General features: G+C 34.3%; 11 protein-coding genes. 6 read left to right on the forward strand and 5 right to left on the reverse strand.

Annotated elements, in window-relative coordinates:
• Positions 1 to 48 precede the first annotated feature (48 nt).
• Positions 49 to 1,341: an NAD(P)/FAD-dependent oxidoreductase gene (locus ACSYSW_RS01270; protein ID WP_491705067.1), complete on the reverse strand. Its 1,293-nt coding sequence runs from the start codon at positions 1,339 to 1,341 to the stop codon at positions 49 to 51.
• 265 nt (positions 1,342 to 1,606) lie between these two features.
• On the opposite strand from ACSYSW_RS01270, the gene ACSYSW_RS01275 reads away from it, so the two are divergent.
• From ACSYSW_RS01275 to rraA, 4 genes are all read left to right on the forward strand, one after another.
• Positions 1,607 to 2,578 carry an HlyD family secretion protein gene (locus tag ACSYSW_RS01275; RefSeq protein ID WP_491705066.1) on the forward strand — a complete coding sequence of 324 codons (972 nt, stop codon included), beginning with the start codon at positions 1,607 to 1,609 and terminating at the stop codon, positions 2,576 to 2,578.
• Entirely contained in the window at positions 2,560 to 3,708 is a 1,149-nt protein-coding gene (locus tag ACSYSW_RS01280) for an ABC transporter permease (RefSeq protein WP_491705065.1), read from the forward strand. The genes ACSYSW_RS01275 and ACSYSW_RS01280 overlap by 19 nt, the downstream gene beginning before the upstream one ends.
• A 2-nt stretch (positions 3,709 to 3,710) precedes the next feature.
• On the forward strand, positions 3,711 to 4,856 hold the full coding sequence (locus ACSYSW_RS01285) for an ABC transporter permease (RefSeq protein WP_491706124.1): 1,146 nt from the start codon (positions 3,711 to 3,713) through the stop codon (positions 4,854 to 4,856).
• 231 nt (positions 4,857 to 5,087) lie between these two features.
• Entirely contained in the window at positions 5,088 to 5,582 is a 495-nt protein-coding gene (rraA, locus tag ACSYSW_RS01290) for a ribonuclease E activity regulator RraA (protein WP_491705064.1), read from the forward strand.
• A 56-nt stretch (positions 5,583 to 5,638) separates the two neighbouring features.
• On the opposite strand, the gene dprA is transcribed toward rraA, so the two are convergent.
• Positions 5,639 to 6,739 (reverse strand): DNA-processing protein DprA, encoded by a 1,101-nt coding sequence (dprA, locus tag ACSYSW_RS01295; protein WP_491705063.1) that lies wholly within the window; start codon positions 6,737 to 6,739, stop codon positions 5,639 to 5,641.
• A gap of 182 nt (positions 6,740 to 6,921) precedes the next feature.
• On the opposite strand from dprA, the gene def reads away from it, so the two are divergent.
• Positions 6,922 to 7,434 (forward strand): peptide deformylase, encoded by a 513-nt coding sequence (def, locus tag ACSYSW_RS01300; protein WP_491705062.1) that lies wholly within the window; start codon positions 6,922 to 6,924, stop codon positions 7,432 to 7,434.
• Positions 7,435 to 7,587: 153 nt separating this feature from the next.
• Here def and polA read toward each other — a convergent pair whose 3' ends face one another.
• Positions 7,588 to 10,356, reverse strand: coding sequence for a DNA polymerase I (polA, locus tag ACSYSW_RS01305; protein ID WP_491705061.1), 2,769 nt, complete (start codon positions 10,354 to 10,356; stop codon positions 7,588 to 7,590).
• Between the two features lie 287 nt (positions 10,357 to 10,643).
• Here polA and ACSYSW_RS01310 point away from each other — a divergent pair, with 287 nt between their 5' ends.
• Positions 10,644 to 10,895 (forward strand): YfhL family 4Fe-4S dicluster ferredoxin, encoded by a 252-nt coding sequence (locus ACSYSW_RS01310; RefSeq protein WP_491705060.1) that lies wholly within the window; start codon positions 10,644 to 10,646, stop codon positions 10,893 to 10,895.
• A gap of 16 nt (positions 10,896 to 10,911) precedes the next feature.
• On the opposite strand, the gene ispH is transcribed toward ACSYSW_RS01310, so the two are convergent.
• Both ispH and lspA read right to left on the reverse strand, forming a co-directional pair.
• Positions 10,912 to 11,862 (reverse strand): 4-hydroxy-3-methylbut-2-enyl diphosphate reductase, encoded by a 951-nt coding sequence (gene ispH, locus ACSYSW_RS01315; protein WP_491706123.1) that lies wholly within the window; start codon positions 11,860 to 11,862, stop codon positions 10,912 to 10,914.
• 68 nt (positions 11,863 to 11,930) lie between these two features.
• Positions 11,931 to 12,401 carry a signal peptidase II gene (lspA, locus tag ACSYSW_RS01320; protein ID WP_491705059.1) on the reverse strand — a complete coding sequence of 157 codons (471 nt, stop codon included), beginning with the start codon at positions 12,399 to 12,401 and terminating at the stop codon, positions 11,931 to 11,933.
• Between the last annotated feature and the right edge of the window lie 155 nt (positions 12,402 to 12,556).

Genomic DNA, 12,556 nt, shown 5'->3' on the forward strand with positions numbered 1-12,556 from the left:
TTTAAAGAGCTTCGCTGTTTTTATAGACAGCGAAGCAAACAGACATGATTAATTACGATGAGAAAAAATAGATGATGATTTGATGCGATGCATAATCTTACTCGCTTTAGCAAATCGAAGTGTCCTAAAAATCCCTAATAATTTAGCTTGATGCATACGATATAATAAACGATGAATTAAAAGTGCAATAAAACCTTTAACTCCCATCTGTTTTTTAAATGGTAATAATGTGACAACACCTTGCGCAGTATCATGTAAAGAAATGATTGTGCCTTTATCGGTATATTTGAAATTTTTCAATGGTTTATTGTCAATGAGATGTTCAATATTGATTGCACATACATTAGCCATTTGGTTAGCACCTTGCGCTGTCGGCGGTGCTGGTCTGCCATTACTTTGCATGCAAGAAGCACAATCTCCAATAGCAAAAATATTATCATCAAATGTTGTCTGTAAAGTAGGTTTAACGACTAATTGATTAGAGCGATTAGTTTCAAGCCCTGCAATATCTTTTAAGAAATCAGGCGCCTTAACACCTGCAGTCCAAATCATAATATCTGCTTTAATGACAGTTCCATCTTTTGTATGAAAACCATCATTTTCAGCTTTTGTGATCATAGTATTGGTTAAAACATGAATGCCTTCTTTCTGTAAAGTTTGGGTTACTCCCTCAGCAGTTTTTGGCGGTAGTGCAGGTAATATGCGATCGGTTGCTTCAATTAACGTAATATCTAATAATCCAGAAGGGATTTTTACTCGCCCACAATCACCAAAATTATCTATCATGCTTGGTAATTCTGATGCAAGCTCTACACCCGTTGCACCACCACCTACAATAGCAATGCGCATTTTATCTTCTTGATTATTTTTGTCTTGTTTGGAAAGAATACAAAAATGGGTAAAATGAGCAAGTAATAATTCACGTAATTTAAGTGCGGCATTCTGATCATCTAAAAAGATGCAATGTTCTTTAACGCCTGGTGTACCAAAATCGTTAGAAGTGCTACCGATAGCGATAACTAAAATATCATAATCAATATAAGATAAATTTTCTTTTGTATCATTGATCAATACTTTTTTTGCATCACGATCGATATTTAAAAAAGCGCCTTGTTTAAACGAAAAATGATGTTGATTTGCTTGCGATGAATAGTAGATATTATCAACTTGTTCATCAAGCACACCCGTTGCGATTTCGTGTAATAGTGGTTTCCAGATATGATAACTATTTTTATCAATTAATGTAATTTCGGCTTTATTATCGACACCTAATTCATCACCTAACGTTGTTGCTAGTTCAAGGCCACCAGCACCACCACCTATAATAACAATTTTTTTCATTTTGTTTTTCTGTCCCGTTGTTGTTGTTAATATCATACTAAATAAGTATGGTTTTATCTATTTTTTTAATTCAATATATTATTATTATCTATTAATTATACGCTCTAAACTATTGATTCCAATATAAAAAAGCTTAAAAGCTTAAAAGCTTAAAAGCTTAAAATACTAAAATAATGGAAATTAATACTGTCCAGATTTAAGCTTTAAGTTATTCATGTTATGCTATTTGCTTTAAAATTATTTATTGTTGATTTTATTGGCTTATATGAATAAAAGAATATTCCTAGTTATTACTTTTATTGTAATTTTACTTTCAATGACGATTTTAATTTTATCGCATAATAGTCAATTTATTTTGCAGGGCGAAAGTGATGCTCCGAATGTGACTGTTGTTTCAAAAGCGAAAGGTAGAGTTACACAAATCTATGTTAATCGAGGTCAAGAAGTTAAAAAAGATGAATTACTTATTACCTTAGATAGTCCAGAATTACTCGCTCAAGTTAACGCAGCGAATGCACAGCTTGATCAAGCAAAAGCTCAGCTTGCTCTTTCAGAAAATGGAACACGTGAAGAAAGTATTCGCTCATATACAGCTTTGCTTGCTGAAGCAAAAGTTAATTATGAGAATGCACTTAAAGAATATAATCGTAATAAAACGGTTTCAGACAAAGGGTATATCTCTCAATCTATGTTAGATAATTCAATTAAGGCGCGTGATTATGCTTTTCAACAAATGCAATCTGCCCAAGCTAATTTAGATGAAGCCGTCCATGGAGATCGCATTGAGCAAAGGCAAATTTACCAAGCAAAATTAACCGAAGCGCAGCAAAAACTAGAGCAATTAACTATTCAATACCAAGATTTAAATGTGAAAGCCCCTGTTGATGGTGAGGTTGGTTCAATCCCAGCTGAAATCGGCGATTTATTTAATGCTGAAACGCCTTTATTAACGATAACGCGCTTATCACAAGTCTATTTTGTATTTAATATTCGTGAAAATCTTATGCAAACCATTCGTAAGGGACAACACGTTGAGTTGACTGTTCCGGCATTAGGAAATAAAAAAGTAAAAGCTGAAGTACGTTATATTGCCGCGATGGGCGATTTTGCAACCAAAAGAGCAACTCGAGCAACAGGAGATTTTGATTTAAAAACGTTTGAAGTTAGATTATATCCCATCGAATCTATTGACGGATTACGAGCAGGTATGAGCACATTATGGTCAATCGACAATTAATTGATGATTTTATCCGTCATTTTAAAGATTCATTTAATGGTGAAATGCCCAATGTTTTTAAGCACTTTACCTTTCATTTATTAATGTGGATTATGCCACTAAGTTTATTTGTACTAATCAGTAGTATTTTCTATCAAGGCGTATTATATGATATGCCAGTTGGCTATATTGATTTAGATAAAAGTAAATTATCTCGTGAAATCATTCGCGATCTTGATGCTGGTGCGCATGCAAAATTAATTAATTATTCGGATCAGTTTAATCGTGCTGAACATGATTTACAAACAGCAAAAATCTATTCACTTCTTTACATTCCTGCTAATTTTGAAAAGGACGTATTATCTGGTAAACAGCCTGCGCCAACGCTTTATTATAATGCGTTATATTACAGCGCTGGTTTATATTCCATTATGGATTATACGGGGATGATAAGTGGTATAAATACGCAATATCAAACAACGATGGCAAGTCGTTTTGGTCTGACAATACCAAAATTAACTAAAGTTAATTTTAATTATGATGGATTATTTAACGCCAGTGGTAATTCGATGTATTTTCAGCAATTTATGGCGGTGGTGCATTTGTTACAGCTTTTTGTTGTAACCTTGACAATACATATTTTAGCAAAGTTATCACGCTTCACTCGTCCAACATATGCTTTTGTAATGGGAAAGCTTGCCCCTTATACGTTTTGGTATACGGCTTTACTAATTTTTGAAATTGCATTATTGGTAATTTTTTCAAAAGCGCGTGTATCTGGATCACCTTTTGCGATGTTAATCGTGGTATTTTTTTATGTTATCGCTGCGCAAAGTATTGGTATTTTGTTATTTACATTTACGAAATCATCCATTGATGCTTACACTTATATAGGGATACTTGTGGGACTTGCCTTAACTTATTCGGGCGTTGTTGTTCCTGAATTTGCCATGCCATGGATTGCTAGGGTTATCTCATCGATTGAACCTTTAACTTATGCGCTAAACCAATTATTTGATCTCTTTTTGAGGCATACAACGGTTGCAGCTATTTTTAAAACCTGCTGTGTATTATTAATTTATCCAATTATTATTACCTTATTGGTCCGAAAAAAACTTCCTCGCCGCTTACATCGTAAGGAAGTGATGTAATGATGAATCAATTTTGGGCAGCATTCAAAAAAACCTTATTGGTTTTATTAGGTAGACCACTTTGGTTATTATTGCTGCTTTCTGCTTCATTAATGAGTTTAGTGTATATGAATGGCACTATTTCTAACATGCCTGTTGCTGTTGTTGACCTTGATCATAGTTCAGAAAGTCGTTATTTAATTCGTGCCTTAAGTACCAACAGTAAAATTACGGTTGTAACTTACGAAAGTTCGTTGCAAGCCTATCAAGATATTAATGAGCGTAAAATTTTTGCGGTGCTGACAATACCTCGTAACTTTGAAAAGCAATTATTACAAGGTCAAACGATTTCGATTCAAATGTATAGCGATGCATCAAGCCGCCTAGCAAATGGTTTAGTCCAACAAGATCTCAAAGCGATGTATCAAAATATTTTGACAAACTATAATGCTCATCGACTACAAAATAAGGGTTTTTCGGCGAAGCAAGCTGAGATTGTATTAATGCCGATTAAAAGTCAAACGGTTCCTTTATACAATGCAGGAATTAGTTTAGCAGCGATTACTTTTCCTGGTTTACTGGTTATGTTATTGCAACATTCTTTTTTAATTGCTGCAACTCGTACGAATATAACGCTTAATTCCTTACCACAAGGTAAGCCCTCAAAAATGATCTATATGGGGAGTTTATGTGGACTATTACCTATTTGGTTATTTCTTTCAATTGTATTATTTGGCTTATGGCCACACCTGTTAGGTTATAGACAACTAGCAAGTATTACCGAGATTCTTTTTATGACCTTTTTATTATTAATTGGTGTAATGGGTCTAAGTAAATTTGTAACAGAATGCTTAAGGCGTGTTGAAATGATTTATCTTACAATTGCCTTTTTAACAACACCCGTTTTTTATCTCTCAGGGACAATATGGCCTATCGATGCGATGCCTTTGTGGGTGCAATGTATATCTAAACTATTACCTTCAACATGGGCGACTAATATGATTGCAAATATCAATCAAATGGGATTGTCTTTATCTGATAATTATATGAATATATTTATGTTACTTTGCCTTGGTGCAGGTTATGGCATAGCAGGTATTTTTATTTCATCATTAAGAGAAGGTAAAATCAGACAGTATATAAAAAAGTCACAAAAGTTTTTTTTGTAAAAAAAATGACAAATTAAATTAGCCTTTTATAAATAATAAACTTAAAATCGATAGCGTTAAATTTTTAAATAACCTAATGTAAATAAAGGTCAAATACAAAATGAAAAAGATCCAATCCATTTTTTATTTTAAATCCTTATTTACAATAATTACTATATTTAACACGATTGCTATTTAATGATTATTTTAGTTAATGTAACACGCAGTATACTGGTTAAAGGAGCTTAACTTATGGAATTTGATACTTCTATTCTTTGTGATTATTACCCTGAAGATATTAATGTTGTTGAGCCAATATTTTCTAATTATGGTGGATTAACTTCATTTTCTGGGCAAGTTGTCACAGTAAAATGTTTTGAAGATAACGGCTTGTTATATGAAATTTTGCAAACAAATGGGTTAGGTAAAGTACTTGTTATTGATGGCGGTGGTGCTGTAAGACGCGCATTATTAGATGCGGAGCTTATTGATATTGCTGTGCAAAATCAATGGCAAGGCATCGTTATATACGGCGCTGTTCGTCAAGTAGATTATTTAGCAAAGTCACAAATTGGGATTAAAGCATTAGCAGCTATTCCCGTCGGCGCCGATGATAATGGCATTGGTGAAGTCGATATTCGTATTAATTTTGCGGGCGTTACCTTTTTCTCGGGTGATTTTATTTATGCTGATAGTACAGGTATTATCTTATCCGAAATCGCCCTTGACATTGATGAAGATGACTAATCTTAATAAATGATTAAATTTGAATGTACTGATTAATTCCTAAACCGTATTTCTTTTTAGGAATTAATCGTACGAATATAGCCACCATGTATTGTTTTAATGATCCCTTCTAATTCCATATCTAATAATTTTATCGCCAGTTCAGGCACAGATAGGTTTAATTGCTCAGCTAAATTATCAATGGCGATAGGTTGATGATGAATAAGCGCAAAAACTTCAGGATATAAAATAGATTTATTTACCATGTCCTCATTAATATTTGCTTTTTTTAATGTTGACAGGTAATTTACATAATGCTCTAAAATATCACTTGGGCTTGTAACTAAATAGGCACCTTGTTTAATGAGCCAATGGGCGCCACTATAATTTTCATTATTAATTTCTCCCGTTAGTGCAAACACATCGCGATTTTGTTCTAAAGCATAACGAGCGGTAATTAGCGAGCCACTTTGCATCGATGCTTCGACAACGAATGTCCCTAAACTTAAGCCACTAATAATGCGATTACGGCGTGGAAAATATTCGGCTCTGGCTTGTGTAAAAGGCGAAAACTCAGAAACTAATAATCCGTTTTGTTGCACGATATCATCTGCTAAATTACGATTTGTTTGGGGGGTAATAAAATTAAGACCACTGCCTAATACGCCAATTGTATGCCCCGCTACTTCAAGCGATCCTCGATGACAAATCGAATCAATACCAAGCGCCAAGCCACTGGTTAGGGTTAATCCATGAATAGAAAGTTCACGAGCAAAATACCGCGCCCATGATGCCCCATATTCGCTATAATTTCGACTACCAACCATGGCTATTTGTGGTGTAGATAATAACTGTTGATTGCCTTTAACAAATAATAAACAAGGGGGTGAGCTAATTTGACGAAGAAGCGCAGGATAGGTTAAATCACAATAAGCAATCATTGAATGTGACTCATGGGCTATTAACCAATTTAATGTTTTTTTGATATTATTATCATCAATGGCTAATAATTTTTCAATTAATGCGTCCTCAAGCCCAAGCTTATTTAAGACATCCAAAAAATCGGTTAATGAATCGTCTAATCCATCTGGATAGCATTGCAAAATCTTTTTAAAAATGTCAAGTTTACCTTTTCCAAGCATTGAAATTCGTAAAAAGAGTTCATATTTCTTTATCATCTTGATAATTTACCTTAATCTTTATAGGATTTTGAGTTTGCATATTTTGAGCTTTGCAATAATTAATTTTACTAATATTAATTTAACTAATAGCCAGCGATGCCTTTTTATTAGTAAGATAAATGTTTACAATGCCAACAGCTTGTATAAATATGATTTTTGAGGAGTAGATCGAAAAATTTATGGCTATTTTACCGGTATTACGTTTTCCCGACGAACGGCTTCGCAAAATTGCTAAACCTGTCACACAAATCACCGATAAACATCAATCTATTATCGATAGTATGATTGAAACAATGTATGACGAAGGCGGAATTGGTTTAGCTGCGACACAAGTCGATGTTCATGAGCAAATTATTGTTATTGATGTTTCAGAAGATAAAAGTCATGTCTATGTGATTATCAACCCTGAGGTGATTAGCAAAGAGGGCGAAACAGGGATTGAAGAAGGTTGTTTATCCGTTCCTGACTGTCGTGCTTTTGTGCCTCGCGCTGAGAAAATTAAAATCAAAGCATTAGATAGGCATGGAAAACCTTACGAAATTGATGCAGATGATTTATTAGCGATTTGCATTCAACATGAAATGGATCATTTGAAAGGGAAATTATTTGTCGATTATTTATCGCCATTAAAACGTCAACGTATTGAACAAAAAATGAAAAAAATGACGCGTGAAGAAAAGCAACTTGTTTAAAATATAATTGCTTAAAATATAAAGTAATTTTCTTGAAAGGCGAGGTATAGTGATTTATCTCGCCTTTTTATTACGTTTTTTGCTAGTTTACTAACTAAAAAAGATCCGATTAATAAAACTATAATTTACTAATCGGGTCTTTTTTAGAATAACTTAATGTGCTTCATCCCAGTTATTACCTATGCCAATCTCGACCTTAAGCGGAACAGATAATTTATAGCAATTTTCCATAATCCGTTTTATCTGATCATGATAAGCATCAACACAATCATCCCTAACTTCAAAAACTAACTCATCGTGTACTTGCATGACCATTTTAATGGTATTAGGTGTTTGCTGTTTAATCCAGTCATACATTTTTATCATCGCTGTTTTAATAATATCGGCAGCTGTACCTTGCATTGGGGCATTAATCGCAGCACGTTCAGCAGCACGGCGCTCTATGCCATTGGTTGAGGTTATTTTAGGAAGATAAAGACGTCGACCAGAAAGGGTTTCTACATAACCTTTTTCAGCTGCAAGCACGCGGGTTTGTTCCATATAATGCTGCACGCCCGGATAACGTTCAAAATAACGATCAATATAAAATTGCGCTTCTTTACGTGGCATATTGATTTGTTTTGATAATCCAAAAGCACTCATGCCATAAATTAAACCAAAGTTAACGGCTTTGGCACGGCGCCTTTCTTCTGATGATACGTCGGATTCCGGTTTGCCTAAAATTTCGCCAGCGGTAACGCGGTGAATATCTTTATCATGATCAAAAGCATCCAGTAAACTTTTATCTTGCGAAAGATGTGCCATAATACGCAGTTCGATTTGTGAATAATCCGCTGAAATAACTTTAAATCCTTTAGGGGCAATAAAAGCCTGACGGATACGCCGACCTTCTTCATTGCGCACTGGAATATTTTGTAAATTGGGATCGCTTGAGGATAATCGACCCGTGACGGTGCCAATTTGATTATAATTCGTATGAATTCGATGATCTTTAGGGCTGATCATAAGCGGAAGTTTATCGGTATAGGTATTTTTAAGCTTCGCAAGGCTACGATAGAATAAAATCATCCGCGGTAATTCATATTCTTCTGCAAGTTCACTTAATACCTCTTCACTGGTTGACGGATCGCCTTTCGGTGTTTTTTTTAAGATGGGTAAATGATGTTTTTCAAATAAGACAGTTTGGATTTGCTTAGGAGAAGCCGGATTGAATTTTTCGCCAGCTAAATTTTGTAGATCTTGTTCAATCTCATTTAATTTAACCGCCAACTCGTGTGAATACACATTTAATTGTTTAGCATCGACTAATACGCCTGTGCGTTCCATATCGGCAAGAACGAGTGCTAATGGCATCTCAATATGTGTAAATAATTGCTCAAGTTTTCTATCTTGGCTGAGTTTTGCCCATAATTTATTATGCAATTGTAAAGTAATATCCGCATCTTCTGCCGCATATTGTGTGGTTTGTTCGATATCAATTTGATCGATGGTAAATTGTTTTTTATCAATTTTAGTCAGATCATTATAAGACGTTGTTTTGATATTAAGATATTTACTTGCCAAACTATCCATATCATGCCGATCATTACTATTTATAACATAGGATTCGAGCATGGTATCAAACGCGATATTTTGTACGTAAATATTATAATTAGCCAAAATGTTGTAATCAAATTTGGCATTTTGAGCAATTTTTTTAATCTTTTTATCTTCTAGTATAGGTTTTAATTTTGTTAAAACGTCATCGATATTTAATTGATCGGGGACACCTAAGTACTGATGACTCAGTGGAATATAAACCGCTTTATGTGGCTCAACGCTAAAAGACATGCCAACGAGATTAGCTGTTACATGATCAAGGCTATTTGTTTCTGTATCAAATGCAAAAATTTGGCTTTGTGCAAGACGATTAGCCAGCTCATCGAGCTGCTTAAGTGTTAAAATACATTGATAATCCGTTTCATTTTTATGGTTAAGCGCTGTTTCGGTATCAGTAAATGCGATTAAATCATTTTCGGTCACCGGCTCTTGTTCTTTTAAAAAATTGCCATCTTGTAATTCTTTTTGCCAACGATTAAAACCATAGCGCGCAAATAATTGATTTAACGCTGGTACATCTATCGCATTTGCCATTAAATCATCGTTAGTGAAATCTAATTGTACATCAGTTTTAATCGTTGCTAAGCGATAAGATAATTCTGCTTCTTGACGGTTATCGAGCAGCTTTTGTTTTAAGGATTTCGCGCCACGAATAGGTAATTTTTCAACTTCGTCGATACGATTATATAGATCGTCCATTCCCTTAAAATGCGTTAATAAACTTTGTGCTGTTTTTTCGCCAACGCCAGCAACACCTGGAATATTATCTGATTTATCGCCCATTAAGGCTAAATAATCAATAATTTTACTCGGTGTAATACCAAATTTATCTTCGACCCCTTGCGGATTAAGTACGGTATTATTCATGGTATTAATTAAGGTGATTTTATCATCAACTAGTTGTGCCATATCTTTATCGCCGGTGCTGATTAATACCGGTAAATTATGTGCTTTTGCTTGTTTTGCCAACGTACCAATTACATCATCAGCCTCAACCCCTTCAACACATAACAAAGGCAGTCCCATGGCTTTTAAAATAGTATGAATCGGTTCAATTTGTGGACGCAAATTTTCAGGCATCGCTTCACGCGTTGCCTTATATTCAGGATAAATTTCATTACGAAATGAGCCACCTTTTGCATCAAACACAACGGCAATATGTGTCGGTTTATATTGATTAATTAAGCTACGTATCATATTAATCACACCATAAATAGCGCCAGTTTGTTCACCTTGTGCATTAGTTAAGGGAGGGCATGCAAAAAAAGCACGATAAAGGTAAGAAGAGCCATCAATTAAAATAATAGGAGTGGGTTTAGACATAAATAGTTACTCAATCATCAAAAGAAATTCATCACATTATAACCCAATTAGCCATAATTATCTTAAGTACTGGAATTTTATCAACAAGATAACGTGAATTTAATAAGTGTTTATTTTAAATACATAAGCGTTTAATTCATAACTAAGCACAATTTTAAGATTTTTAACGTCAATAAAACAAAATATGTTTATAATGTCGCCCGATATAAACAAGATTGTAAAATTTATTGATTGTTTATCATGTGCTTGACCTTTTTGCTTTATTAATTAGTGGATAATTTTTTACCATGGCTTTAAAAATAACTGAACGTTGTATTAACTGTGATATGTGTGAACCTGAATGCCCAAATGAGGCGATTTCAATGGGGTTTGATACGTATGAAATTGATCCGAATAAATGCACCGAATGTGTCGGTTATTATAATCATTCGACTTGTCAGCGAGTTTGCCCTATTCCAAATGCCATTATTGCTGATCCTATCCATGTAGAAACGCAAGAAGAATTATTAGCAAAGTTTGAACGCATTAAAAAATTCTAATTTTTATATAAGAAAATTAGTATTGATTCAAAATATCTATTCGTAATGCTTTTGGAATTTCAAATGTAATATTTTCGAGAATGCCATCCATATCTAATACGGTTTTACATCCTAGCTCTTTTAAATGAGAAATCACTTGTTGAACTAAAATATCTGGCGCTGATGCGCCGGCCGTGACGCCGATTGTTGTTGCATTTTTTAGCCAGTCGCTTTGAATATCAGAAGCAAAATCAATTAAATAAGCTTGCGTACTTTCGCGCTGTGCTAATTCAGCTAATCGATTTGAGTTAGATGAATTTTTAGAGCCAACGACTAATACAACATCCGCTTTCGCAGCAAGGGCTTTTACTGCTTGTTGTCGATTGGTTGTTGCATAACAAATATCGTTTTTTCGCGGTTTACGAATATTAGGAAAACGAAGGGTTAAAGCTTGGATAATTTCGGAAGTATCATCGACCGATAAAGTTGTTTGTGTTGTAAAACAAAGGTTTTGCTCGTTTTTAACCTGTAAATTTTGTACATCGACTATTGATTCAACTAAATAAATCCCCCCCTTTGGATTACTGTATTGCCCCATCGTACCATCGACTTCAATATGACCGGCATGCCCAATTAAAATGACTTCTTCACCACGATAACTGGAGCGTGCAACTTCCATATGGACTTTTGTAACAAGTGGGCAGGTAGCATCGAAGACTTGTAATTTTCGTTGCTTTGCTTCTTCGCGTACGGCTTTTGATACTCCATGAGCCGAGAATATTAATATCGCGTTGTCGGGCACTTCGTTTATTTGTTCTATAAATATCGCTCCTAACTCCTTTAAGCGATTAACGACATAACGATTATGCACAACTTCATGACGAACATATACCGGGGCTCCAAATAGCTCTAATGCGCGCTCAACAATCGTGATGGCTCTATCGACACCGGCACAAAAACCACGTGGGTTGGCTAATAAAATTTGCATAGACATGTTTTTTTCGCTTATTTAATTTGTCTGGTTATGTTAGTTATTTAGATTACGGTTCATTGATATTATTTATCGTCTTTTTTATTTCGATAACTACAAAAAATAAAAAGAGCAATCCCAATACATATTGCACAATCTGCAATATTAAATGTTGGGTAATGCCAATTTCCAAAATTAACATCTAAAAAATCAACTACATAGCCATGGTAAATCCGATCAAATAAATTACCCACGGCGCCACCTAATACTAACGATAAGGAAAAATTTTCAAGTTTTTGCGATTTTCCATTACGATAAAGCATATAAATAATCACTAAACTTATTATGATAGCAATAATAGCCAGCAACCAACGGTGCCCTTCAAAAAAGCTAAATGCCGCACCAATATTACGGACATAAGTGATAGAAAAGAAAGGCAATAAATTAATCGATTCAAATAATGAGAAGTGTTTAATAATCCAAAATTTACTGGCGATATCAAGCAAAAAGATAATTACCGCAATTACTAACCAACAAAGTCCATTATTTTTTTTCATACCTGCTACTCATTAAGTAAATTACCGTTATTATTCGGCAAATATCTCACCCATCACGTATCGATCTATTCAATTTTAATCATCGATTTTTTGATAAGAAAGGCATTTAAGTCATTAATTGATGGCTTGCTCGTTGCTAATTTAGCAGATATCAC

The organism is Gilliamella sp. ESL1225, from assembly GCF_058502635.1.